Raw genomic sequence first — 25,203 nt, forward strand, 5'->3', positions numbered from 1 at the left:
GACCGTAGGAGGCTGCTGGTCGGCAGGGGGCCGCCTGCACGCACCGCACGCTGTGCAGGGTGCTGTGGTCGGCTCGACCGGCGGCGCACCTACGTCACGCGACGGCTTGCGCCGGACTCACGCGTCGGCGACGACGATCCCGAGCACCCCCGGACCCGCGTGCGCGGCGAGCACCGCGCTGGACTCGCTGACGACGACCTCCACGAGCCGGTCACCGAGGGCTGCGACGAGCTCGTTCGCGAGGGTCTGCGCAACCTCCGGCTGGCCGAGGTGGTGCACGGCGACGCGAGCCGAGGACCGAGCCGACACATCAGCCAGCGCGAGCGCGACGAGGCGGTCGCGTCCGGCCCGCCGAGTACGAACCCTCTCGAGCAGCGCCACGCCACCGTCGGACAGCGTGAGGATCGGCCGCAGGCCGAGCACGGTGCCCAGCGCTGCAGCCGGAGCGCTGAGCCGGCCACCGCGGCGCAGGTGCTCGAGCGAGTCGACCAGGAACCACACGCGCGCCGACTCGGCGGTGCGTCGGGCGCACGACGCGACGTCGTCCGCGGTCGGCCGGACGGGCTCGACCCGCTGCCGGTCGTGCCACCACGAACGCGCACCGGCCAGCAGACCCGTCGGTGCTGCGTGCGGTGGCAACGGTGTCGCCGCGAGCCTGGCGGCGCCGACCACCGCGAAACCGAGCGCCATGCCGACCGCTCGCGAGTCCACGACGTGCACCGGGACGGGCGAGGACCCCGCAGCGAGCTGCGCCGCGCGCACGGTGCCCGAGAGCTCGCCGGAGAGGTGCACCGAGACGATCTCCCGCGCGCCCGCCGCGGCAGCACGCTGGTAGGCGGCAGCGAACGCCGCGGGGGGCGGCTGCGAGGTGGTGACCTTGCGCGAACCGTGCGTGAGCGCCGTGAGCAGCCCGGACGAGAGCAGGTCGACACCCTCGACGTGCTCCACACCGTCCACGACCACGCCGAGCGGTACCACCCCGATCCCCCAGCGCTCGGCGACCCCTTCGGGCAGCGATGCGGTCGAGTCGGTGACGACGGCGACGGACGCGACGGGCTGCGGTCGGCGGCTCAGACCGGCACCACGTTGACGAGCTTGGGCGCCCGGACGATGACCGTGCGGATGTCACGACCGTCGAGGGCCCGCTGCACGCCTGCGTCGGCGAGCGCGAGAGCGCGGAGGTCGTCGTCGGAGGAGTCGACCGGAACCTCGAGGCGACCCCGGACCTTGCCCTGCACCTGCAGGATGCAGGTGACCGTCTCCTCGACGAGGTAGGCCGGGTCGGCCACCGGGAACGGCGCGTACGCGAGCGACGCATCGTGCCCGAGGCGCTGCCAGAGCTCCTCGGCGACGTGCGGCGCCACCGGTGCGGTCATGAGGACGAGCGCCTCGACGGCGGACCGGGGTGTCGTCGGCAAGGTGGTGAGGTGGTTGTTCAGCACGATGAGCTTCGCGATCGCGGTGTTGACCCGCATGGCCGCGAAGTCCGCCGTGGCGTCGGTGATCGTCCGGTGCAGCAACCGCAGCGTCTCGTCGGACGGCGCCTCGTCGGTCACGACGACGGCGCCCGTGCCCTCGTCGACGACGTTGCGCCACAGGCGCTGCAGGAACCGCTGGGCCCCGACGACCGCACGCGTCTCCCACGGACGCGACAGGTCGAGCGGACCCATCGACATCTCGTAGACGCGCAGGGTGTCGGCGCCGTACTCGGCATACATGTCGTCGGGCGTCACCATGTTCTTCAGCGACTTGCCCATCTTCCCGTACTCACGGTTGACGGGTTCGCCGCGCCAGACGAAGCCGTCAGGCGTCTCCTCGACCTCGTCGGCCGGCACGTGGACCCCGCGGGCATCGGTGTAGGCGTACGCCTGGATGTAGCCCTGGTTGAAGAGCTTGTGGAACGGCTCGCCGCTCGCGACGTGCCCGAGGTCGTGCAGGACCTTGTGCCAGAACCGGGCGTACAGCAGGTGGAGGACGGCGTGCTCGACACCACCGACGTAGAGGTCCACGCCGCCGATCGACCCGGGCTCCTGCTCCCCGTGGCCAGGTCCCATCCAGTACTGCTCGAGCGCCGGGTCGACGAGCGTGACGTCACTCGTCGGATCCAGGTAGCGCAGGTAGTACCAGCAGGAGCCGGCCCAGTTGGGCATGGTGTTGGTGTCGCGACGGTAGACCTTGGGCCCGTCGCCCAGGTCCAGCGTGACGTTGACCCAGTCGTCGTTCCGGCCCAGCGGCGGCTCGGGGGTGGAGTGCGCGTCGTCGGCGTCGAACGTGCGTGGCGCGTAGTCCGGCACGTCCGGCAGGTTGACGGGCAGCGCCGCCTCGGGGATGGCCAGCGGCAGGTCGTGCTCGTCGTAGACGATCGGGAACGGCTCACCCCAGTAGCGCTGACGGCTGAACAGCCAGTCGCGCAGGCGGTAGGTGATCGTGCCCTCGCCGACGCCGCGTGCGGCCAGCCACTCGGTGATCGCGGCCTTCGCCTCGGGCACCGACAGTCCGTCGAGCGTGATCTCCTCGTTCGACGAGTTGATCGTCCGGCCGTCGCCCGTGCGCGCGCCGGGAGGCGTGTCCGACGGTGCGTCGACCGTGTACACGACGGGGAGGTCGAACGCTTCGGCGAACGCGAAGTCGCGCACGTCGCCGCCGGGGACCGCCATGATCGCGCCCGTGCCGTAGCCCATGAGGACGTAGTCGGCCGTGAAGACGGGCAGGAGCTCACCGTTCACCGGGTTGGTGGCCAGGTGGCCCGTGAACACGCCGGTCTTCTTGCCGGCATCGGCCTGCCGCTCGATCGCGGTCTTCGACGCGGCCTCCGCGCGGTAGGCCGCCACCGCATCCACAGGGCTACGGTGGCCACCGGTCCAGACGTCCTTGGTGCCGTCGGGCCACGACGCCGGGACCTCGTCCAGCAGCGGGTGCTCCGGGGAGACGACGACGAAGGTCGCGCCGAACAGCGTGTCGGGCCGCGTGGTGAACACCTCGACCTGCTCGCCGCCCTGCACCGCGAACCGCACGCGCGCACCCGAGGAGCGACCGATCCAGTTGCGCTGCATCGCCTTGACCTTGTCCGGCCAGTCGATGTGCTCGAGGTCGTCCACGAGGCGGTCGGCGTAGGACGTGATCCGCATGTTCCACTGCCGCAGGCTGCGCTGGAACACCGGGAAGTTGCCGCGCTCGGAGCGCCCGTCGGAGGTGACCTCCTCGTTGGCCAGCACCGTGCCGAGGCCGGGACACCAGTTCACGGGGGTCTCGGAGACGTAGGCCAGGCGGTGCGTGTCCAGGACGCGCCGGCGTTCGACGGCATCCAGGCCGGCCCACTCGGTCCCGCGTGCGCCGGAGTCGTACTCGGCGACGAGCTCGGCGATCGGACGGGCGCGGCCGGTGCCACCGTCGGGCCGCGGTGCCGTCTCGTCGTACCAGGAGTCGAAGATCTGCAGGAAGATCCACTGGGTCCAGCGCACGTAGCCGGGGTCGATGGTGGCGAACGAGCGACGTGAGTCGTGCGCGAGCCCCAGCCGCCGGAGCTGTCGCTGCATGATGACGATGTTCGCCTCGGTGGTGGTGCGCGGGTGCTGGCCCGTCTGCACCGCGTACTGCTCGGCCGGCAGACCGAACGCGTCGAACGCGAGCGCGTGCAGCACGTTGTCACCCTGCATGCGCCGGAACCGGCCCACGACGTCCGTGCCGATGTAGCCGAGCGGGTGCCCGATGTGCAGACCGGCACCGGAGGGGTACGGGAACATGTCCATGACGAAGAACGCCGGCTGGGACGGGTCCGCGTTGCGGCCCTCGCCGTCCGTGAGGCCGCCGACGGGGTTCGCCGCGTAGAAGGTGCCGCGCTTCTCCCACTCGTCCTGCCACCGAAGCTCGATCTCGCGCGCAAGGTCTGCCGTGTAGCGGAACGGGACGTCGAGGGACGTCGTGGTGGCTGTGCTGTCGGGGGCGTCCTGCGAGGTCACCCGGTGAGTTTACCGGGGCCGCGGCAGAACGGCGGTCGGCACGGGACGGTCGACGGCCAGCCGCCGTCGGGCAGACCGTCGGTCAGCGCGAGGTCAGCGCCGGCGCGAGCTCAGGCGCGGCATCGTCAGCACGAGCCCGTGCCGACAGACCGACGAGCGAGGGCGGCTCCCCGCGGCCGACCGCGAGCACGACGACCAGACCCGCCGCGGTGAGCCCGGCACCGACCCACGCCGGCGCCAGGTACCCCATGCCGCCGGCGATCACGAGACCGCCGACGAAAGCCCCCGCGGCGTTGCCGAGGTTGAGCGCCGAGTGGCACAGGGCCGCACCGAGCGACGGGGCCGCCGGCGAGACGTCCATGAGCCGCGTCTGGAGCGAGAGCCCGAGCACCTGCGACGTCACGCCGAGCATCACGAGCGCGAGCACCGCGGGGACCGGGTACGAGCCGACGAGCGCGATGGCGACGAGGACGACGATCGTCGCGACCATGCTCCAGATCACCGTGCCCAGGACGGACCGGTCAGCCAGGCGCCCGCCGACGGCGGTCCCGATCGTCATGCCGATCCCGTACAGGGCGAGCACCACCGGGACCAGGCCGACGTCGAGCCCGGTCACCTCCGTGAGCAGCGGCTTGACGTAGGAGTAGACCGCGAACATCCCGCCGAAGCCGATCGCGCCCGCACCGAACGCGATCCACAGACGCTGGTTGCGCAGGGCCTGGACCTCGGTACGGACCGTGGTGCCCTCGGCGACGGGCAGCGACGGCGTCCAGGCCCAGAGCGCCGCCAGGGTCACGAGCCCGAGCGCCCCGACACCGATGAACGACCACCGCCAGCCCACGGTGTCGCCGACCACCGACGTCAGCGGCACGCCCACCGCGCACGCCACCGTCAGGCCGGTCATCATCGCGGCGACCGCCCTGCCGCGACGCTCGATCCCTACGACCGCTACGCCCATCACGGCGCCCACGCCGAAGAAGATGCCGTGCGGCAGGCCGGCCACGAACCGGAACCCGACCAGCCACGTCATGGTCGGCGCGAACGCCGAGAGCAGGTTGCCGACGACGAAGGCAGACATGAGCGCGAGCAGGAGCCTGCGCCGGTCCATCCGGGCGCCCAGCACGGCGATCGTCGGTGCACCCACGACGACTCCCAGCGCGTACGCCGTGATCGCGTGGCCGGCGGTCGGGATCGGCGCCCCGAGATCGGTCGCGATCTCCGGGAGCATGCCCATGGTCGCGAACTCGGTGGTGCCGATGCAGAAGCCGCCGAGCGCCAGCGCGAACAGCGCGGCGCGGGCGCGTGCGGGTGAGAGCACCGTGGATCCTCCGGAACGAATCGATTCGACAGCAAGGCGGAGACGCGTCGTCGACAACTCCGGTGGATGGACCGAGCCTACGTCACGGTGCGGGGACCAGCCAGATCGCCCGAGCCGCGACCTCGCCCAGGTCGACGCTGCGGCGGCCGTCGGCTCCCGCCGGGCCGACCCGCACCGAGATGACCCCGGCCACCGTCCGCCGCTCGACGACCGTCACCGGCGCATCGAGCACCAGCCCGACGGTCTCGACGTACCGCAGCAGCTCGGGATCGGCGTCGGAGATCCTCGCGACCGCCCACTCACCGGGCAGCACGTCCCAAAGCAGCGTTGCGGCCGGGACCTGGATCGACCCGTCCGGTGCCGGGATGGGGTCCCCGTGCGGGTCGCGGCTCGGGTGCCCCAGCTGTGCGGCGATGCGCTCCACGAACAGGTCCGAGACCGCGTGCTCGAGAACCTCGGCCTCGTCGTGGACCTCGTCCCAGCCGTACCCGAGCACCTCCACGAGGAACGTCTCGATGAGCCTGTGCCGGCGGACCACGGCGAGCGCGTGCCGTTCGCCGTCGACCGTGAGCTCGACGGCCCCGTACGGTTCGTGGGTCACCAGCCCGCTGTCGGCGAGACGGCGGACCGTCTCCGAGACGGTCGACGGACCGACCCCGAGGCGGGCGGCCAGCATCTTGGTGGTCACCGGCTGGTCCGACCACTCGCGGGCCGACCAGACGACCTTGAGGTAGTCCTGGGTGACGGCGCTCAGCTCGGGCGTGGTCGGGATGCTCACGCGCTCAGCCTAGACAGGCCGTCGCCTCAGACCGGCGCCGGACCCCAGGGCGAGTTCCGGACGGAGGGCGGGGGGACGACGGACGGCCACCGCAGCCGTGGCCCGACGCTCGCCGTCGCGTCCGGCCGGACCTCGACACGCTGGTAGTCGAGGAAGTGGCGGGTCCGCTTGTCCCACCGGAGCACGGTCATCTCGGCCGGGCCGTGCAGGGGTCCGACCGTGGGCTGACCGAGAGTCGCACCTGCCGTGCTCGAGCTGATGTACCGCACGCCCCGACCGACCCGAGCCGGCCCGACGTGCTTGTGCAGGTGCCCCGAGATCTGCGCGGGCGAGCAGCCCTGGTCCAGGGTGTCGTCGCCCACGGCCGGCGTGTGGATGAGCAGCAGGTCGACTCCGTCGTCGTCGTCGCACGCGGTCGTGGCCAGCCGCTCGCTCTCCTCGGCGGCCGACTCCGTGCTCGCCTGGGCGGTGCCGCCCGCACCGACCCGCGTCTCGTTCGGGTCCCTGTCACCGAGGATCCGCAGTCCGTCGACGGTCACGACGGACCCGTCGAGCACCGTTGCCCCGGCCTTGGCGTAGAACTTCGTCGTCTCGCGCGAGTCGTGGTTGCCCGGCGACGTCACCAGCTCGACGTCCTTGGGGATCGCGCGTGCGAACGTGGTGACGCAGTACTGCTCGACGGAGGTGCCGTTCACGGTCGTGTCGCCCGCGTCCAGGACGAGCGGGGCCTCGGAGCGCTCGACCAGCGTGCGGATCAACGGTGCCATGCCGACGTTGCAGTGCAGGTCGGAGACCACGACGACGGTCAGCAGGTCGTCGTCGTCCGAGGCGGGCTCCTCGGAAGGTTCCGCTTCGTCGGACGGCGCCGGATCCTCGGACGACGCCGGATCGTCGGACGGTGCCGGTTCCTCGACGTCCGACGCCGACGACGGGGACTGCGTGGACGAGCCCGACGGTCCCTGTCCGGCCCCCTGCTCCTTCTGCTCGTCGATGAGCGCCTGACGTTCGTCCCAGGCCACCTCGAGCGAGGTGTTCGCCTTGGCGTAGAACTCCTGGCTCTTGCGCAGCTCCGAGATGACCTGGCTTCCGTAGGTGTCGATCACACCGCCGAGCCGTCCGGTGACCTGCGCGCCCTCGAGCGGCGTGCCGTCGAACACCGGTGAGGTCTGCCGCGACGCCACCGGCTGGCCCTCGGAGCCCACGCTCGACGTGAGCACGATCGCGCTCACGAGGATCACCACGGTGCCCGCTGCCAGGGCACGCCCGTGCGGCTCGGCGCGCGCACGCAGCTCCTGCCAGCGCGCCGCCCCGACCAGGGCCCGCAGGAGCCACCACGCGCCGACCAGCACCCCGAACGCGAGCAGCGCGCGCAGCGCGGCGTCCACCAGCAGGGCGCGCGCGACGTCCTGGACGGTGGCCTCGGGTCCCGAGAAGAACTGGAGGTAGGACTGCAGGTCACCGCTGAGCGCCTCGAGCGTCTTCGCCTGGCTGAGCTGCGTGACGGACGCCGGGATCTCCTGCACGGTCACGTGCACGCCCAGCGTGAGCGGCAGCGGCGAGTCGATCCGCAGGGTGCCCAACGGCCCGAGGTCCACGGTGATCGTGTCGTCCGTCGTGACGTCGTACCGTGCCTCGTGCGGCCCCAGGCTGCTCTCGACGGACGCCGTGCTGATCCCGAAGACGAGCGCCACCAGCAGCGCGCCGAGGGTGAGCAGCACCCGCCGACCCCACCTCGTCTCAGCGCGGCTCGACGGACTCATCGCTCCCGAGCCTAGGCGCGGCCGTGGGCCTTGGCTTCGTCACCTGCGCGCGTCGCGCCAGGTCACCCACTGCTCGACCAGGGACAGGTCGTACTCGGGACCGCTGGAACCGACCGTGAAGAGGGTGACGCCGGCTGCGACGAGCTCGTCCGCGACGTCGCTCGGCGGAGCACCGACCCCGACGGAGCGCTCGACGAGGGCAGCGGTGTCCCGGCCGACCTCGGCACCGTGGGTGTCGAGGATCGCGCTCTTGCGTACCAAGGTGGTCACGTCACCGAACGAGTGCCACGCGTCTGCGTGCTCCGCGACGACGCGCAGCGTCTTGCGCTCGCCACCGCCACCGATCAGGACGGGGATGTCGCGCGTAGGCACCGGGTTGGACGCGGCCCAGCGGGCCTTGATCCGCGGCAGCGACTGCGCCAGGTCGGCGATCCGGCTGCCCGCGGTCCCGAACTCGTAGCCGAACTGGTCGTAGTCCTTCTCGAACCAGCCGGCGCCGATGCCGAGGATCAGCCGCCCGCCGCTGATGTGGTCCACGGTCCTCGCCATGTCCGCGAGCAGCTCCGGGTTCCGGTAGGAGTTGCAGGTGACGAGCGCACCGATCTGGACGTCGCTCGTCTGCTCGGCCCAGGCGCCGAGCATGGTCCAGCACTCGAAGTGCTTGCCGTCCGGGTCGCCGGAGAGCGGGAAGAAGTGGTCCCAGTTGAAGATCACGTCGACGCCGAGGTCCTCCGCCCGGCGGACCGCGTCGCGGATCTGGGCGTAGTCGGCGTGCTGCGGCTGGAGCTGGACTCCGATGCGGATGGCGTGGGTCATGGCTCGAGCGTACGTACAGGACAGCGGATGTCCTCTTCTGGCGAGATGCTCCACGCATGGACATGAAGATCCAGCTCGTACCCATCCCCGTCTCCGACATCGACCGCGCCAAGGCGTTCTACGTCGACCAGGTCGGCTTCCACGACGACTACGACGTCACGGTGGACGAGAACCTGCGCTTCGTGCAGCTCACACCACCCGGATCTGCATGCTCGATCGTGCTCGACCTGAACATGACGCCGATGGCACCCGGAGCGGTGCAAGGACTCCAGGTCGTCGTCGACGACAGCCAGGCCGTGCACGACCACCTCGTCGCGAACGGCGTGGCGGCCGAGCCCGTGCAGGACTTCCCCTGGGGCCGGTTCACGTTCTTCACGGACCCGGACGGCAACCGGTGGGCGGTCCAGCAGATGCTCCCCCGAGAGGGCTAGCCCGGGGGGCGCGCTTCCGCGTCACTCCTGGCACGCTCGTCCCATGACGCGTGCGTGCGAGTCCTGATGCAGAACGACGAGGGCCGCGCCGACGACTCCGTGGGCGCGTACCTCGCCCGTCACGCCCGGCGGCTCGTCCGCAGCGAGCCTGGGCTGCGCGCCGGGGACGGCGACGCGGTGCACGACGCCCGGACCGCCACCCGGCGGATCCGGGCAGCCCTGGCCGCCTACGGCGACGACCAGGAACCGCTGCGCGCGGCACTGCGGGAGCTCGGGCACGCACTCGGAGCCGCCCGGGACCCGGCGGTGGAGCTGCACGCGCTGCGCCGGATCCTCGACGCGGAGCACCCGGACCATGTGCGGGGACCCGTCGCTCTGCGGATCGACGAGGACCTCACGGCCGCCCGGCAGGCGGGGCTCGACCTGCTCGGAGGTCTGCTGGGGCGGGCGTGGGTCGATCTCGTGCGGCTGCTCGACGAGGTCACCGACTCCCCGCCTCACGTGCGGGACCTGCGCACGGGTGCGCGCTCGGCGTGGCGACGCCTGGACCGCACGGTCGACGCCCTGGGCACCGTGGCCGACGACGAGCTCGACGAGTCACTGCACGAGGTGCGCAAGGCCGCCCGCCGCGCGCGCTACGCCAGCGAGGTGGCTGCGGCGGCCTTCGGTCGTCCGGCGAGGAAGAGCGCGAAGCGGGCACGCGCCCTGCAACGGGTGCTGGGCGAGCAGCACGACGCCGTCGTGCGCAGGGACACGCTCTACCGCCTGAGTCTTCAGGCGGTCGCGGACGGCGAGGAGGCCTTCACCTACGGCCGTCTGCACGCTCTCGCGCAGCGGTCCGCAGCCGACGCCGAACGCAGGGCCCGTCCGCTCGTCGAGCGCGTCACCGCACGCGGTCACAGGAGCTGGACGCGGGGCCCTAGCTCGTCGCGCTGACGCGGACGAGGTTGCGCCAGGGGTCCTCGAACCGCAGGGTCTCGCCGTCGTGCGCGGTGGGGTACCCAGCGAAGCCGACGCGGTCGGCGAGCGCTCCGAGGTCGTCGGCGGAGGGCACGGCGATCCGCACCTCACCGAGCCCGAGCGCCGAGGCACGCGGACCGGCTCCCGCGCTGTTCCAGGTGTTCATGGCCAGGTGGTGGTGGTATCCCCCGGCGGATACGAACAGGGCACCGTGCCACTGCGCCGTCACGTCGAAGCCGAGCGCGTCGACGTAGAACGCCCGCGCCGAGGGGACGTCACCGACGCTGAGGTGCACGTGACCGACCACGGCGTCCCCGGCCCCGGGCTGCTCGAGGAGGTCGTCGGTCAGGTGCTGACCCAGGAAGGCGTTCGGGTCGAGCCGCAACGAGTCCATCTGGATGCGTCCCTCGGCGTCGCGGTTCCACAGCGACCGGCTGCGGTCCCAGTAGAGCTCGACGCCGTTGCCCTCGGGATCGGTGAAGTAGAACGCCAGCGACACCAGGTGGTCCGCGGAGCCGACGTACGACGTGGGCTCGCGCTGCGCCACGGATGCGAGGGTCGCGGCGAGGCCGGCCTCGTCGTCGAACAGGATCGCGGTGTGGAACAGGCCCGCGGAGCCTCGGGCGGCGGGTGGGAGGTCGGGCGTGTGCTGGAGGACCACCAGCGGCGTGCTGCCACGGCCGAGCGTCACCGAGGCGGGGCTGGTGCCGAACCTGTCACCGGGTTCATCCAGGACGTCGAGCGCGAGCGCGTCCCGGTAGAACCGCAGCTGCCGGTCCAGGTCGCCGACGAGGAGCGTGACGGCATCCATTCCCGTGCCGGCGGCGATCGAGTCGTGCGTCGGGGTGCGGGCGAGCGGGACTGCGGCGCCCTGCCCGGGCGTGGGTGCGGTCGACATGCCCACCTCAATGGTTGACGCTACAACCTTTATTCCGGATCGGGTCGGTGGTTGTGACCGAGGCTCTGGAGGAACCGCGGACCGTCGGACGCGAGCTCGGCCTCGAAGCGCGCCGACCACGAGCCGTACGGGTGGCCCGCCAGTGCGTCGTTGGAGAACCGCGAGTCGGACGTGACCTCGGTGACGCAGAAGGAGGGGATGGTCAGGTCGGTCACCGGTCCCCCGCGCTCCACCTCGGCCACGACGAGCGGAGCGTTCGCGCCGGCGAAGGTGTCGACCACCCAGCCGTCCTCGCCCAGCCACACCGAGTGGCGGGTCTTGGCCACGCGCGAGCCGCCACGACGGACCATCTCGAGCCCCACCGAGACGTCGATCTCACGTTCGGCCTCGTACCGGGTCCCCTCGTTCATCGGCCCCTTGACCGTGATGGCGCACAGGTCCATGCGGTCCGCGTAGGCGTCCAGGAGCGTGAGCTCGTCGAGCGCCGGGGTGAGCACGAGCCCGGTCACCGTGGTGGCCTGGACGCGGACCCGGATGGCGAAGCCTTCGTCGGCGAGGAAGTAGCTCTGCACGATCAGCGCCGGGGACGCGTCGAGAAGCTCGCGGGGCAGGTCCCGCACCCAGAACCGGCGCTCGAACTCGAAGTCGCCGTAGCCGGTGTCGCTCACCCTGCGAGGGTAGTCGTCACTCGGTGGAGACCGCCTCGAGCACGGGCAGACGCGCCGCACGGATGGCCGGCCACACGGCTGCGAGCACCCCGACGACGATCGCGAGCACGACCATCAGGCCCAGGCTCACCCAGGGGATCGCGAGCGAGCGCAGCCCGACGTCGGAGAACACGGTGGGCAGGGTCGATGCCAGCGCCACGCCGACTGCGAGGCCGACGACCGTCCCGAACACCGCGGTGAGCACGGACTCGACCGTGATCGTCGAGCCGAGCTGCAGGCGCCCGAGACCCACCGCGCGCAGCAGCCCGATCTCGCGGGTCCGCTCGATGACCGACAGCGCGAGCGTGTTGATGATGCCGAGCACCGCGATGACGACCGACAGCGCGAGCAGCGCGTAGAGGATCACGAGCACGCGGTCCACCTGGTCGGCCAGCTGCGACACGAACTCCTCGCTGTCCATCACGGCGACCACGACGTACGGCTTGACCGTCGCGGTCAGCTGGCCGCGCAGGGCGGCCACATCGGCGCCGTCGGCCGCGGTCACGAACACCGTGGTCACGAGCTGCTGGTCGGTCGGCACGAGCTCGTCGAGCAAGGCCTGGCCGACGACGAGCGGGACACCGAACGCCGGCGAGTCGATGACCGCCCCGATCGTGACGTCCGCCGACCCGGTCGGCCCGACGACCGCGATCCTGTCACCGAGCGCCCAGTCCTCGTCGTCCATCGTGGTGCGCTGAACCGCGACCTGACCGGCCGCGAGCGCGTCCTGGAACGCCCCCTCGACCACCTCGGTGTCGATGCTGCGACCGATCGCGTCCGGGTCGATGCCGGTGACCGCGAACGGCGACTCGTCGACCAGGACGGAGGCGAGGGCGAACGTGTCGGCCGCCTGCACGTCGGGCAAGGCGCGCACGTCCTCGATCGCCTGGGCCGGGACGGGGCCTTGCGACGCACCGCGCAGGATGTAGTCGGTGGTGGCCTCACGGGACACGATCGCGCTCGTGGACGCCTGCGTCGTCGCGGCGATGACCGCCGCGGCGCCGACCAGAGCCATGCCGATCATCAGCGCTCCCGCGGTGTTCGCGGTGCGGCGCGGGTTGCGCGTGACGTTGCCGCGCGCGAGCCTACCCACCGGACGCCAGCCGTCGAACGGGATCGCGAGCACCCGCAGGATCCCCCGCGCCAGCATCGGGGACGCCACCAGGACCCCGACGACGACGGCGCCCGCCCCGTACCCGAGCACCGCGCCCGCGTGGTCGGCCGTCGGGTCGAGCAGCGCCGTCAGCACGGCGAGCACCCCGGCGAGCACGAGCGCCGCACCGACGATCGCCCGCCGGCGCAGGGACCGCTCGGGCACGGTGACCTCGTCGCGGAGGGCCTCGACCGGCGGGACGAGCGCCGCGCGGCGCGCGGGCAGGGCCGCCGCGAGCACGCTCACGAGCGTCCCGACGAGCACCGAGACGACGATCGTGAACGCGTCGAGCGGGACCTGCCCGGCCAGCTCCATGCCGGCCGAACCGAGCACCCCGCGCAGCACCACGACGAGCCCGAGGCCACCCAGGACGCCGAGGACGCTGCCGACCAGACCGACGATCGCGGCCTGGAGCACGATCGAGGTGAACACCTGCAGCGGGGACGCTCCGACGGCCCGGAGCAGTGCGAGCTCGCGCGTCCTCTGGCGCACCCACATCGAGAACGTGTTGGCGATGATGAACCCGCCGACGAACAGCGAGATGCCCGCGAACACCAGCAGGAACGTGGTGATGAAGCCCAGGAGCGACAGCACGCTCGCGATGGCCTCGTCCCGCATGGCGTCGCCGGTGACCACCTCGGCGTGCGCGTCGGCCGTCTCCACGACCGGAGCGACCCGGTCCACGAGCTCCTGCTCGGTCAGGCCGGCGTCACCCAGCACCGACACGGAGTCGACGGTTCCGTCGGGCGCGAACGCGGCCTCCCCGGTCGCACGGTCGACGAACACGACGGTCGCCCCGGCGAGCGCGGACCCGATGCCGATCTCGCCGACGACCGTGACCGGACGCAGCTCGCCGCCGACCACGATCGTGGTGGCGTCCCCGAGCGCCAAGCCCGACGCCTGCAGGGTCGACGTCTCGACGCCGATCTCGCCCGTGCTCGTCGGCGCCCGTCCGTCGACGACCTCCGTCGCCCGGCTGCGCGCGTCGTACGCGAACCCCAGGCTCGGTGCCTGCGTGCTCTGCACCGCGGTACCGTCCGCACCGACGAGCACGACCGGCCCGGACAGGTCCGGGATCGCCGCCTGGACACCTGCCACACGCTCGATCTGCGGCACGAGCGTCAGCGGGACGGCGTTGCGGGGCTTGCCGGCGATGACGTTCTGCTCGCTCGTGCCGCCCACCACGTCGGCGCCGCGCACGTAGGCGTCGCCGAGCGTCGTCGTCGCGACGATGTCCGTGAACGTCGAACCGAGCATCGTGCGCAGCGCGAACGTGCCGGCCACGAACGCGACGCCTAGAGCCACGGCCAGGACGGACAAGCAGAACCTGACCAGGTGAGCCCGCACACCCCGAAGCGCGACGCGGACCACTACGGGCTCACCGCACGCATGCTGGCGAGCTGCGCCAAGACCGCCTCGGGCGTGGGGTCGCGCAGCTCGCCGACCAGCCGACCGTCCGCGAGGAACAGGACGCGGTGCGCGTACCCGGCCGACGTCGGGTCGTGCGTGACCATCACGACCGACTGGCCGAGCTCGTCGACGCTGCGTCGCAGGAATCCGAGGACCTCCGCCGACGCTGCGCTGTCCAGGTTGCCCGTGGGCTCGTCCGCGAACACTACGGCGGGCCTGCTCACCAGCGCCCGCGCGCACGCCACACGCTGCTGCTGCCCGCCGGACAGCTCGCTCGGCTTGTGGTTCAGCCGGTCGGCCAGGCCCAGGGTCGCGACGACGACGTCGAGGTGCGCGCGGTCGACGGGCTTGCGCGCGATGTCGAGCGGGAGCGTGATGTTCTCGAGCGCGGTGAGCGTGGGCACCAGGTTGTACGCCTGGAAGATGAACCCGACGCGCGTGCGACGCAGCGCGGTGAGCTTGCGCTCCGACATCGAGCTGACCGTCTCACCGTCGACCACGACGGTCCCCGACGTCGGCTTGTCCAGGCCCGCCAGGCAGTGCATCAGCGTCGACTTGCCCGACCCGGAAGGCCCCATGATCGCCGTCAGCTCACCGCGTGCGAGCTCGACGTCGACCCCGTCGAGCGCGCGTACCGCCGTGGAACCGGCGCCATAGACCTTGCGCAGCTCGTGCGCCGAGGCGATCACCGTGCTCGTCATGCCTGCTCTTCCCCTCGAGACGCCCCGGCAGAGGCGCTCCTCCCGATCCAACCCTGTGACGCTCACCACCGCGAACCCGTTCTCAGACACGCGTATGAGACAGTGGGTGCACCACGGGCTGCGCGAACCTGCGCGCCCCGCGTCGTGGAGGTCCCCCGAGCACCCGCTCTGGTTGCTCTGGCGGCGGACCCCGACCAACTGTGCGTATGACAACGCTGCCCGAGAGGCCGACATCGATGACTTCCTTTGCTGAACTTGGCGTGCCCACCGCCCTGTCCTCCGCTCTGACGGAGCAGGGCATCACCGCCCCCTTCCCCATCCAGACCGCCACGCTGCCCGACTCGCTGGCAGGCCGTGACGTGCTCGGCCGCGGCCGCACCGGCTCCGGCAAGACGCTCGCGTTCGCCCTGCCGCTCGTGGCGCGCACCGCCGCCGCCGGCAAGGGCAAGGTCGCTCGTCGGCCCCGCGCGCTGGTGCTCGCCCCGACCCGCGAGCTCGCCACCCAGATCGACGCCACGATCGCGCCGCTGGCCAAGGTGCTCGGCCTCAACACCACCGTCATCTTCGGCGGTGTGTCCCAGGGCCGTCAGGTGTCCGCGCTCAACGGTGGCGTCGACATCGTGGTCGCCTGCCCGGGCCGCCTCGAGGACCTGATGAAGCAGAAGCTCATCTCGCTCGAGGACGTGCAGATCACCGTTCTCGACGAGGCCGACCACATGGCCGACCTGGGCTTCCTGCCCGTCGTCAAGCGCATCCTCGACCAGACGCCTCCCCGCGGCCAGCGCCTGCTCTTCTCGGCCACCCTGGACAAGGGTGTCGACCAGCTGGTCAAGCGGTACCTGTCCAACCCGGTCGAGCACTCCGTGGACAGCGCCGAGTCGCCGGTCTCCGCGATGACGCACCACCTGTTCGAGGTGCGTGACGCCGACGCCAAGAAGGCAGTGGTCCACCACCTCGCCTCCGGCACCGGTCGCCGCGTCCTGTTCATGCGGACCAAGCACCAGGCCAAGAAGCTGGCCAAGCAGCTCACCATGGACGGCATCCCCGCCGTGGACCTGCACGGCAACCTCGCGCAGGCCGCGCGTGAGCGGAACCTCGAGGCGTTCTCCTCCGGGTCCGTGCGCGTGCTCGTCGCCACGGACATCGCCGCTCGCGGCATCCACGTCGACGACATCGAGCTCGTCGTGCACGTCGACCCGCCGGCCGAGCACAAGGCGTATCTGCACCGCTCCGGCCGTACCGCCCGTGCCGGTTCGGGTGGCGACGTCGTCACCGTCATCCTCCCCGAGCAGCGCGGCGACGTCCGCCAGCTCACGCGTGCCGCGAAGATCACGGCCACCCCCAGGCCCGTGAACGCCGGCGACGCCACCTTGACCAAGCTCGTCGGCGAGCAGGCCGAGCCCGTCCGCTACATCGCGCCGCCCGTCACCCAGCAGTCCTCCGGCGGTGGCGGTGGCGGTCGTCGCGGTTCCGGTCGTGGCAACGGGTCGAGCCGTCAGGCCTCGGCCGCTGCCGGAACGGGCTCCTCGTCGGGCGGTCAGCGCAGGCAGCAGCCCGCAGCAGCCGGCGCGTCGGCCGGCGCACCGTCGGGCCAGCGTCGCCGTCGGGGTGGCTCCGGTCGTGGCGGCTCAGGCGGCGGCTCGGGTGCGTCGTCGTCCGGCGGCCCCCGCGTCGTCTACTCGCGCGGCTGATCCAGCTCCTCACCAGAGGCCGGCCCATCTCGGGCCGGCCTTTGGCATATGTGCAGGTAGCCGCCATGATGGTACTCTCCGACGCACTGGGAGCGTGCATGGCGATCATCTCCCGCGGCTTCCGCGGAAAGCGCGAGACCGACCCTCGCATCCCACCAGGGCAGTACCTCGAACATGGCTTCCCGGTCCTGTCCGCCGGACCGACGCCCCGCGCCGACCTGTCCACGTGGACCTTCTCGATCACTGCCGACGGCGGTGCGCTCAAGACGTGGACGTGGTCCGAGCTGACGCACCTGCCGCACGACGACGTGGTCAAGGACATCCACTGCGTCACCAAGTGGTCCAAGCTCGACTCCGTGTGGCGTGGCATCTCGCTGGACACGCTCCTCTCGGACGTCGAGATCGATCCTGACCACGCGTTCGCGATGGCGCACTGCGACGGTGGCTACACCACCAACGTGCCGCTCGCGGACCTCCGGGGCGGCAAGGCGTGGATCGCCTACCAGTACGACGGCGCACCGCTCGCGCCCGAGCACGGTGGACCGGCGCGGTTGCTGATCCCGCACCTGTACTTCTGGAAGTCCGCCAAGTGGGTGCGCAGCCTCGAGCTCATGACCGAGAACACCCGCGGGTTCTGGGAGCGGCTCGGCTACCACGACTACGGCGACCCCTGGAAGGAACAGCGGTACTGGGGTGACTGAGCCCTACGCCCTGAGCTGGCTCGTCGGGACGCTCGTCGACCGCCGGTTCGAAACACCTTCGGCCGCGACCCTCGAGCTCGACGTACCGGGCTGGCGCGGCGCCATGGCCGGTCAGCACGTCGACGTCCGGTTGACCGCCGAGGACGGGTACTCCACGCAGCGCTCCTACTCGCTCGCCTCCGCCGGCACCATGGGGCTGCCCGGTGGACCCGTCACGTCCGAGCGGATCTCCTTGACCGTGCAGGTGGTCGACGACGGCGAGGTGTCGCCCTACCTGACGCAGGACCTGCAGGTCGGTGACCAGATCGAGCTCCGCGGCCCGGTGGGCAACTGGTTCGTCTGGCACGCCACCGACCCGCACCCCGTGCAGCTCATCGGCGGAGGCTCAGGCCTCGTCCCGCTGATGTCGATGCTGCGGACACGGCGGGACGTCGCGTCGGTCTCCCCGTTCCGGCTGCTGGTCTCGGTCCGGACTCCTGGTGACGCCCTGTACGCCGACGAGCTCGCCACCCTGGAACCCGGTGTCGCGGTCACCCGCGTGTGGACACGCACGGGTCCGCCCGGCTTTCTCGGACCGATCGGCCGGGTGAACGCCGACATCCTGCGCGACGCGTGCTTCCCGCCCGACCTCAACGCGCACGTCTTCGTCTGCGGGCCGACCCCGTTCGTGGAGCTCGTCGCCGACACGCTCGTCGACCTCGGCCACGACCCGGACCGCATCCGCACCGAGCGGTTCGGCCCGACCGGCGCGTGACCTACTCCGGCGACTCGCGGATCCAGGTCAGCGGCGCGCCGGACTGCGGCCGCCAGTCGACGGGCGGGTCCTCGCCCACTCGTCCGTCCACCACCTCACGCAGCAGGTCCGCGTGCCCGGTGTGCCGGCCGTACTCCTCGATGAGGTCGAACAGCAGCCGGCGCAGGCTGGCGTGGTTCCCCGCACCGTCACCGTCGGCCACCCGCTGGTCCAGGCCACCGTCGGCGAGGGCCGCGTCGAGACGCTCGCGCGACCGGGCGACCGCTCCGTCCCACGCCGCGTAGAGCTGCTCGGGCGTGTCGTGCGCGGCGGACAGGATCTCGGTGTCGTTGTCCCCCCAGGTCTCGGGGTGCCACATCTCGCCGGGATGCTGTCCGGCGAGCTTCCACCGGAACGTCGTGTCCTCGACCGCGGCCAGGTGCTTCAGCAGGCCGCCGAGCGTCAGCGCGGACGCACCGACGTGCTGTGCCAGACCGGCGCCGTCGAGGCCGTCGGCCTTCCAGCGGAACGTCGTGCGCAGCCGGTCGAGGGCGCCGACGAGGTGGTCGAGCTCGTCGCTCGCGAGCGGTGGGAACCAGGGGGCCGTCTTCGTCATGCAACGACGGTAGGCCCGGTTCCGGACGATGCACGTCGGAACCGGGCCTGGCGTCAGCGATCGTCAGCCGGTGTTCTGCAGACCGGCGGAGACGCCGTTGACGGAGAGCAGCAGAAGTCGCCGCAGGTCGTCGACCTGCTCGGGCGCGGCACCTGTGCGCAGCGTCCGCAGCGCCCGCAGCTGCAGGAGCGAGAGGGCGTCGACGTAGGGGCTGCGCAGCTGGACGGCGCGACCGAGGATGCGGCGGCGGGACAGGATCGCGTCGCTCTCGGTGATGAGCAGGACCCACTTGCGCGTCAGCGCCATCTCCTCGAGCACCTGGCCGGCGAGGTCGGCACGATCGCCCAGGGCGAGGTAGCGCTCGGCGATCCGCTGGTCCGTCTTGGCCAGCGACATCTCGACGTTGTCGATCATCGTGGTGAACAGCGGCCACTGCGCGTACGCAGCCTGGAGCTCGTCGAGGTCACCGACCTCCTCCAGGGCGGTACCGAGGCCGTACCACCCGGCGAGGTTGATCCGCGCCTGCGACCACGAGAACACCCACGGGATCGCACGCAGGTCGTCGAGCGACTCGACCGACAGACCGCGACGGGCCGGACGTGAGCCGATCGGCAGCAGGCCGAGCTCCTCCAGGGGGGTGACCTCCGCGAACCACTGCGGGAACCCCGGGGACTTGACGAGCTTGTGGAACCGCACGCGCGACGTCTCGTCGATGCGCGCGGCGAGCGGGGTGAACCGCTCCGTGGCGGCCGAGTTGCGCTTCTCGACCGACGGCGCACCGGCCAGAAGGGTCGCCGCGGCGACCTGCTCGATGTGCCGCGCTGCGATCACCGGGTCGCCGTACCGCGCGAAGATGACCTCGCCCTGCTCGGTGAGCTTGAAGCGACCGTCGACCGAGCCCGGCGGCTGCGCCAGGAGTGCCCGGTTGGCGGGGCCGCCGCCACGCCCGAGCGCGCCACCGCGTCCGTGGAACAGGGTCAGGACGATGTTGTTGCGGTGCGCCCACTCCGTGATCCGGCGCTGTGCCGCATCGAGGGTCAAGGTGGCCGACACCGGGCCGACGTCCTTGGAGGAGTCCGAGTAGCCGAGCATGATCTCGACGCGGCGACCGTTCTCCGCGAGCCGGCGCTGCACCTGGGGGAACTCCAGGGCCGCCTCGAGGATGTCGACGCTGGCCTCGAGGTCCGCGAAGGTCTCGAACAGCGGGATCGCGTCGATGATCGGTGTGAAGTCCGCACCCTCGAACGCGATCTCGGCCAGCTGGTAGACGGCCGCGAGGTGCTCCGGGGACTGCGTGAACGAGACGATGTACCGGCGAGCCGCCTCTAGGCCGAACCGGCGCTGCACCTCCCCGAGCGCGCGGAACGTTGCCAGCACCTCGAGCGTGCGAGGCTCCAGCTCGCCGTCGATGCCGTTCTTCGCGATGTCCGCCAGCGCACCCTCGTGGACCTGGGAGTGCTGCCGGACCTCGAGCTCGGCCAGGTGGAACCCGAACGTCTGCACCTGCCAGATGAGCCGCTGCAGCTCGCCGAACGCGGACCTCGTCGCCCCGGCCTCGGCCAGGGACTGCTGCACGACGGTCAGGTCGGACTCGAACTCGCTCGCATCCGGGTACGCCAGGGATGCGTCCTGGCTGCGGGTCGCTGCCAGGCGCTCGGCCAGGAAGTACACGACACGACGGTGCGGCTCGTTCGGCGCGTCGACGGCGATGCGCTCGGCCAGCGCCCCGTCGAGCGCGATCTGGCTCTCCCAGAGGGCAGCCAGCCCGGCGGATGCAGGCGTGTCGTCGGCGGAGAGCGTCAGCCCTCCTGCCGTGCGCCGGGCGGAGGCCTCGAGCTCGCTGAGCACCTTGTCCGACGAGAGCTGAGCCGCCTGCAGGGTGATCTCGGCCGTGACGTTCGGGTTGCCGTCCCGGTCGCCGCCGATCCACGAGCCCAGACGCGCGAACGCCCGCACAGCGGGTGCGGTAGTCCCCGCGGCGTCGGCCAGCAGCCAGTCGTCCAGGCGTCGGTACACGTCCGGCAGGGTGTCGGCGAGCGTGGACTCGAAGACGCTCAGGACCGTGCGGACCTCGTCGAGAACCGTGGGCTTCGCCTCGCGGAGCGGCGCCGTGCGCCAGAGCGTGTCGATCTCACCGAGCAGCTTGCGGTCGTTCTCCGCGAGCGACATGCCGCCGCCGCTGCGCGAGTCCCGCTCGGCGACGAGCTCCGCGATCCGCCGGATGGACGCCGAGACCGCTCGCCGACGGGCCTCGGTCGGGTGCGCCGTCAGGACCGGACGGAACTCCATGTCTGCCAGCCGCTGGCGCGCGACGTCCTGGCCAACCTCCTGAGCCAGCTGGGCGACCGCAGCCGGCAGGGAGTCGTCGGGTGCGAGATGGGACGGCTGCAGGCTCGCCTCACGCTCGCGCAGGACGCGGATCCGGTGGTACTCCTCGGCCGTGTTGGCCAGGTGGAAGTAGCACGTGAACGCCCGGGCGACCTGCTCGGCACGAGCCAGCGTGAAGCCCGACACCAGCTCCTCGGCCTGCGCGAGCGCCTCGGCATCGGGCCCGTTGTGGGCTCGGATCGCCAGCTCGCGCAGCCGCTCGACGTCGGCCAGCAGGTCATCGCCGACGGCCTCCCGCAGCACCCGACCGAGGAACTCGCCCAGAACACGGACGTCGTTGCGCAGCGGTTCGGGTACCTCGTGGTTGGCCATGCCCTGCGGGGCCTCGCTCGGTGCAGTCACGGGCCCAAAACTAGGGCACGTTCGGCGCTCCGTGCCCCGGGCGTCCACGGCTGCTCCATGTGAGACGCGTCTCGCCCTCACACCGCCAGGTCGTCGAGGAGGCTCGGGCGGCGCGGCACCCAGCCCCAGGTCGCCCGCGCGAGGGCACCGTCGGCCTGCTGGTCGACGAGCAGGGCGTCCGCGAGAGCGGCGCCCAGCCTGGCCCGCGACTCGTCAGGGGTCTCGGGCAGGACGACACCGTCGACGCCGACCACCGCCTGAGCGATCTCGCGGACGCTCGGGTTGTGCCCCGACGCGGCCGCCACCCGCCCCCGCGGACCGTCGGTCAGCGCTGCGACGTACAGGTCGGCCAGGTCCTCGACGTGCACCGTGGTCCAGTGCTGGTCACCGGACCCGATGAGTCGCAGCGCACCGTCCTGCGACCGGGAGCCCTCACCGAACACCCCCGCGACGATTCCGCTGTGGTGCCCGTAGACGATGGCGGGCGCGATGAGCGTCGCGCGGACGTCCGCGCTCAGCACCCGGTTCTCGCGCTCGATACGCCATGCGACGATCGCCGGCGGGTCCAGCGGGCCGTCCTCCGCGACCCGTCCTGCGCCCCAGATCCAGATGCCGCTCGTGTGCAGGTAGCGCTTGTCCGTCCCCGCGAACGCGGTGACCACGGCGTCGACCACGGCGTCGTCGAGCGCGGGGCCCTGCTCGTCCCCCGTCGCCGCGGTGTGGATCGCGGCGTCGACCGTCCCGAGCTGCTCGACCAGCCACTCCGTGTCGGTGAGATCGTGCACGACGGCCTTCGCACCGGTCTCACGGGCCTGCTGCGCCGAGGACTCGCTGCGGGTCACGGCGAGCACCTCGTGGCCGGCAGCGAGGAGTGCTGTGAGGACGTTCGAGCCGACGTAGCCGGTCGCACCGGTGAGAAGCACGTTCATGAGGACCTCCGTCTGTCGTGGTTGATCTGCGTCGTCGCCGATAGTATGGATTTGATACTGGTCACTTCAACGGAAGTCGGTCACCTCGTGGAAACCGTGCCCTACGACGTCCTCGACGTCGCCTGCCCCAGCCGGATGGTCCTGGCCCGCGTCGGAGAGAAGTGGACCGTGCGCATCCTGCTGTCGCTCGACCGGTCCGTCCTGCGGTTCACGGAGCTGCGCGGTCTGCTGACCGACATCACCCCCAAGGTGCTCACCGAGACGCTGCGGTCGCTCGAACGCGACGGGCTGGTCACGCGACAGGTCTTCGCGCAGGTCCCACCCCGCGTCGAGTACCGGCTGACCCCGCTGGGCACCTCGCTCCTCGACGCGGTCCAGACGCTGCGCTCGTGGTCCGAGGCGAACGCTCCCGCGATCCTCGAGTCCCGCGCTCGCGCCGACGCCGCGGCGCTCGTCTGAGAGGCTGCGAAGCCCTCACCCAGCCACCGTTCTGGACGAGCCTCCCCCGCTGATCGTGGTCCGCACCGCGGTGACCGTCGGACGACCGGGCACGGACGAGAACCCGAAGCGCACAGGCGGCACGGTCGCCGTCAGCTCCCCGCACGGCACCGAGTCCCAGGTGGCGCGCACGGCGACCACACGGTGCTGACCCAGGGCGCCGTACCACTCACGCCGCCCGCCTCCTGCGGTCCCCCTCGTGCGGACGTCCGGGAAGACAGCCCGCGCCACGGGGTCCGCCGCCGTCGCGAACGCCCGGGACCGCGCGATCGTGCGTGGCAGAGCGGTGAGCATCGCACCGAGCGCGGTCCTGCCGCCCAGGGTCACCACGGCGTCGAACGGTCCGGCCTCGACGCGCCACTCACGAGCCGCGGGGTCGCACGTGAGCCGCACAGGGGTGATGACGACCTCGTCGAAGACGTAGGTCTGCGAGATCTCCTCGGCGACCGCGGGCGTCGGGGCGAGCAGCGTGCGCCAGCCGGCGGCGTCCTCGCTCATGACGTCGGCGAACGGTGGCCAGGGCGAGCGGAGCCAGCGACCGACGACCACGCGCCGACCGTCGGACGTCGCCAGGCCCAGGATGTGCCCGTCGTAGCGTTCGATCACCGGTCCAGTCTGGTCGGCCAGGCCCCCGCCGGCTCGTGGGCCTACTCATGCCCGACGTGCTGGCTGGCGGGCGAGGCGCGACGACGCACGGCCGCGCTCGAGGAGCTGCTCGGGCCGTTCTCGCTCAGGGCTGAGGCCGCCGCAGGAAGGCATGGCACGGGACCTCGACGGCCGTCCCGGGTTGCAGACGCATCCGGACCGCACTCCAATAAAAGTGCGGGGGGCCCACCGAAGGAGGCCGGAAATGGACGACCAGACTCTCTGGATCATCGTCGCCGCCGTCGTGCTCATCGGGATCGTGGTCGCGTTCCTGGCGCTCAGCGGACGGTCACGCAGGCGCGAGGAAGCCCAGCGCGCCAAGGCGCAGCAGATCCGCGAGCAAGCCGCCGCCGAGCAGGTCGAGCTGCAGCGTCGCGAGGCCGAGGCGGCACGCCTCGACGCCGAAGCCAGGCTCGCGCAGGCCGAGGCGGACGCCCGCGCCGCGGACGCGGCCGCACTCCAGAACAAGGCTCGGGCGCACGCGCAGGAGGCCAGCGGCGCCCGCTCCGACCTCGACGAACGGCTGAGCACGGCCGACCGGATCGACCCCGACGTCGTCGTCGACGAGTCACCTCGCGAGTCGCGCCACTGAACCCCGCGCATCACGGACCGCTGCCGCCGCCTGCCCCCCGGGCGGTGGCAGTCGTGCGCAAGGCAGGACTGCGCACCTGAGGCGCATCACAGCTACGAGTCCACCAGGTGCATCCGAGCAGAGGCCTACGTGCGAAGGAGGGGTGTCAGCACATCGGCCGCCCGGACTCACGGGCCAGTCCTCGAAGGACGCACCATGCGCGCACGAACGTTCGCCGGCATCGCCGCCGGAAGCCTCGCACTCCTCACCCTTGCCGCGATGCCCGCATCGGCCGCGGACCCCGCAAAGCTCTCCGTCCTGCACGGGGTGCCCGGTCTCACAGTCGACGTGTGGGTCAACGGCGAGCGCACGCTCGACGACTTCACCCCCGGGTCGTTGGCAGGTCCTCTGGACCTGGCAGCCGGGACGTACACCGTCGCCATCACCGCCGCGGACGCCGTCGACGCCTCCGCTCCCGCAATCGGGCCGGTCGACCTGGCCCTCGAGGCCGGCAAGAACTACACGGCCGTCGCGCACCTCGACGCGGCAGGCAAGCCGACCGCGACGCTGTTCACGAACGACATCTCCACCACGGCGGCCGGGCAGGGCCGGCTGACCGTCCGGCACGTCGCCGCGGCTCCCGGGGTCGACGTTCTCGCCGGCGGTACCGCGGTGATCACCAACCTCACCAACCCGACCGAGAAGGTGCTCAACCTTCCGGCCGGCACCGTCTCGGCGAGCGTCACGGCGACAGGCACGACGACGCCTGCGCTGCTCGGTCCGGCCGACGTGCCGGTCGCCGAGGGCACCAGCACGATCGTCTACGCCTGGGGCAGCGCGACCACGTCACCCGCGACGCTCGCGCTCGCGACGCAGACGATCACCGGCCTGCACGGCAGTCCCTCCGGCGTGAACGCCGGCGAGGTCGGCCTGGTCTCGGGCAACGACACGGCGGCCTGGCCGTACGCGGTCGGCGCCCTGGCCATCGCAGGCATCATCGGCCTCGGCATCGCCCGGCGCGCCTCGACCCGGTCGAGCTGACCCTGTCGACGACCAGTCGGCCGACGCCCGGGAAGGCTCCAGCACCTTCCCGGGCGTCGGCGTGCCGCAGGGGGCTCGGGGCGCTCCTCGTCCTGGCCGCTGCGATCGGGCTCGCCACCGCGTGCAGCCCGCAGGAACCAGCCCCCGGACCGTCGGT

General features: G+C 71.9%; 22 protein-coding genes. 8 read left to right on the forward strand and 14 right to left on the reverse strand.

Features of this window, described 5'->3' with window-relative positions; all coding sequences use genetic code 11:
• Positions 1-117: 117 nt before the first annotated feature.
• The 6 genes from N553_RS0111835 to N553_RS0111860 form a co-directional block, all read right to left on the reverse strand.
• Positions 118-1,074 carry a DegV family protein gene (locus tag N553_RS0111835; protein WP_028046694.1) on the reverse strand — a complete coding sequence of 319 codons (957 nt, stop codon included), beginning with the start codon at positions 1,072-1,074 and terminating at the stop codon, positions 118-120.
• Positions 1,071-3,959, reverse strand: coding sequence for a leucine--tRNA ligase (leuS, locus tag N553_RS0111840; protein WP_028046695.1), 2,889 nt, complete (start codon positions 3,957-3,959; stop codon positions 1,071-1,073). The genes N553_RS0111835 and leuS overlap by 4 nt, the downstream gene beginning before the upstream one ends.
• Positions 3,960-4,041: 82 nt before the next feature.
• Entirely contained in the window at positions 4,042-5,277 is a 1,236-nt protein-coding gene (locus tag N553_RS22415) for an MFS transporter (RefSeq protein WP_197030023.1), read from the reverse strand.
• Positions 5,278-5,359: 82 nt separating this feature from the next.
• The gene (locus N553_RS0111850; protein WP_028046696.1) at positions 5,360-6,055 is read right to left on the reverse strand and encodes a metal-dependent transcriptional regulator; all 696 of its coding nucleotides are present in this window, start codon (positions 6,053-6,055) and stop codon (positions 5,360-5,362) included.
• Between the two features lie 26 nt (positions 6,056-6,081).
• On the reverse strand, positions 6,082-7,815 hold the full coding sequence (locus N553_RS0111855) for a metallophosphoesterase (RefSeq protein WP_028046697.1): 1,734 nt from the start codon (positions 7,813-7,815) through the stop codon (positions 6,082-6,084).
• A 39-nt stretch (positions 7,816-7,854) separates the two neighbouring features.
• Positions 7,855-8,631: an LLM class F420-dependent oxidoreductase gene (locus N553_RS0111860; RefSeq protein WP_028046698.1), complete on the reverse strand. Its 777-nt coding sequence runs from the start codon at positions 8,629-8,631 to the stop codon at positions 7,855-7,857.
• A 56-nt stretch (positions 8,632-8,687) separates the two neighbouring features.
• Here N553_RS0111860 and N553_RS0111865 point away from each other — a divergent pair, with 56 nt between their 5' ends.
• Positions 8,688-9,062, forward strand: coding sequence for a VOC family protein (locus N553_RS0111865; RefSeq protein WP_028046699.1), 375 nt, complete (start codon positions 8,688-8,690; stop codon positions 9,060-9,062).
• A 66-nt stretch (positions 9,063-9,128) separates the two neighbouring features.
• Complete coding sequence (locus tag N553_RS22420) at positions 9,129-9,998, forward strand: CHAD domain-containing protein (protein WP_051640101.1); 870 nt, start codon at positions 9,129-9,131, stop codon at positions 9,996-9,998.
• Here N553_RS22420 and N553_RS0111875 read toward each other — a convergent pair.
• From N553_RS0111875 to N553_RS0111890, 4 genes are read right to left on the reverse strand one after another with little or no spacing between them, the layout of a single operon-like run.
• The gene (locus N553_RS0111875; RefSeq protein WP_081844527.1) at positions 9,982-10,920 is read right to left on the reverse strand and encodes a VOC family protein; all 939 of its coding nucleotides are present in this window, start codon (positions 10,918-10,920) and stop codon (positions 9,982-9,984) included. The genes N553_RS22420 and N553_RS0111875 overlap by 17 nt on opposite strands.
• A 29-nt stretch (positions 10,921-10,949) precedes the next feature.
• Complete coding sequence (locus N553_RS0111880; RefSeq protein ID WP_028046701.1) at positions 10,950-11,588, reverse strand: CYTH domain-containing protein; 639 nt, start codon at positions 11,586-11,588, stop codon at positions 10,950-10,952.
• Positions 11,589-11,604: 16 nt separating this feature from the next.
• Positions 11,605-14,100, reverse strand: a complete 2,496-nt coding sequence (locus tag N553_RS0111885) for an ABC transporter permease (RefSeq protein WP_369796709.1) — start codon at positions 14,098-14,100, stop codon at positions 11,605-11,607.
• A 50-nt stretch (positions 14,101-14,150) separates the two neighbouring features.
• Positions 14,151-14,891: an ABC transporter ATP-binding protein gene (locus tag N553_RS0111890; RefSeq protein WP_028046703.1), complete on the reverse strand. Its 741-nt coding sequence runs from the start codon at positions 14,889-14,891 to the stop codon at positions 14,151-14,153.
• A 236-nt stretch (positions 14,892-15,127) separates the two neighbouring features.
• Here N553_RS0111890 and N553_RS22425 point away from each other — a divergent pair, with 236 nt between their 5' ends.
• The 3 genes from N553_RS22425 (at position 15,128) to N553_RS0111905 (ending at position 18,037) form a co-directional block, all read left to right on the forward strand.
• Entirely contained in the window at positions 15,128-16,582 is a 1,455-nt protein-coding gene (locus N553_RS22425; protein ID WP_051640102.1) for a DEAD/DEAH box helicase, read from the forward strand.
• 98 nt (positions 16,583-16,680) lie between these two features.
• Complete coding sequence (locus N553_RS0111900) at positions 16,681-17,283, forward strand: sulfite oxidase-like oxidoreductase (protein ID WP_028046704.1); 603 nt, start codon at positions 16,681-16,683, stop codon at positions 17,281-17,283.
• Positions 17,276-18,037 carry a ferredoxin reductase gene (locus N553_RS0111905; RefSeq protein WP_028046705.1) on the forward strand — a complete coding sequence of 254 codons (762 nt, stop codon included), beginning with the start codon at positions 17,276-17,278 and terminating at the stop codon, positions 18,035-18,037. The genes N553_RS0111900 and N553_RS0111905 overlap by 8 nt, the downstream gene beginning before the upstream one ends.
• A 1-nt stretch (position 18,038) precedes the next feature.
• Here the strand turns inward: N553_RS0111905 and N553_RS0111910 are convergent, their stop codons facing one another.
• From N553_RS0111910 to N553_RS0111920, 3 genes are all read right to left on the reverse strand, one after another.
• A complete protein-coding gene (locus N553_RS0111910; protein ID WP_028046706.1) occupies positions 18,039-18,632 on the reverse strand; it encodes a DUF664 domain-containing protein in 594 nt (197 codons plus the stop codon).
• Between the two features lie 63 nt (positions 18,633-18,695).
• Positions 18,696-21,332 (reverse strand): phosphoenolpyruvate carboxylase, encoded by a 2,637-nt coding sequence (locus N553_RS0111915; RefSeq protein ID WP_051640103.1) that lies wholly within the window; start codon positions 21,330-21,332, stop codon positions 18,696-18,698.
• A gap of 107 nt (positions 21,333-21,439) precedes the next feature.
• Positions 21,440-22,291, reverse strand: a complete 852-nt coding sequence (locus N553_RS0111920) for an NAD-dependent epimerase/dehydratase family protein (RefSeq protein ID WP_028046708.1) — start codon at positions 22,289-22,291, stop codon at positions 21,440-21,442.
• 87 nt (positions 22,292-22,378) lie between these two features.
• Here N553_RS0111920 and N553_RS0111925 point away from each other — a divergent pair, with 87 nt between their 5' ends.
• The gene (locus N553_RS0111925; RefSeq protein WP_028046709.1) at positions 22,379-22,750 is read left to right on the forward strand and encodes a helix-turn-helix domain-containing protein; all 372 of its coding nucleotides are present in this window, start codon (positions 22,379-22,381) and stop codon (positions 22,748-22,750) included.
• 15 nt (positions 22,751-22,765) lie between these two features.
• On the opposite strand, the gene N553_RS22430 is transcribed toward N553_RS0111925, so the two are convergent.
• Complete coding sequence (locus tag N553_RS22430) at positions 22,766-23,395, reverse strand: hypothetical protein (RefSeq protein WP_034621830.1); 630 nt, start codon at positions 23,393-23,395, stop codon at positions 22,766-22,768.
• Positions 23,396-23,639: 244 nt separating this feature from the next.
• Here N553_RS22430 and N553_RS0111935 point away from each other — a divergent pair, with 244 nt between their 5' ends.
• Complete coding sequence (locus tag N553_RS0111935; RefSeq protein ID WP_028046710.1) at positions 23,640-24,026, forward strand: hypothetical protein; 387 nt, start codon at positions 23,640-23,642, stop codon at positions 24,024-24,026.
• A 195-nt stretch (positions 24,027-24,221) separates the two neighbouring features.
• Positions 24,222-25,046, forward strand: coding sequence for a DUF4397 domain-containing protein (locus N553_RS0111940; protein ID WP_028046711.1), 825 nt, complete (start codon positions 24,222-24,224; stop codon positions 25,044-25,046).
• The last annotated feature ends 157 nt before the right edge of the window (positions 25,047-25,203 follow it).

The organism is Cellulomonas sp. URHE0023 (assembly GCF_000688475.1).
Lineage (GTDB): Bacteria > Actinomycetota > Actinomycetes > Actinomycetales > Cellulomonadaceae > Cellulomonas.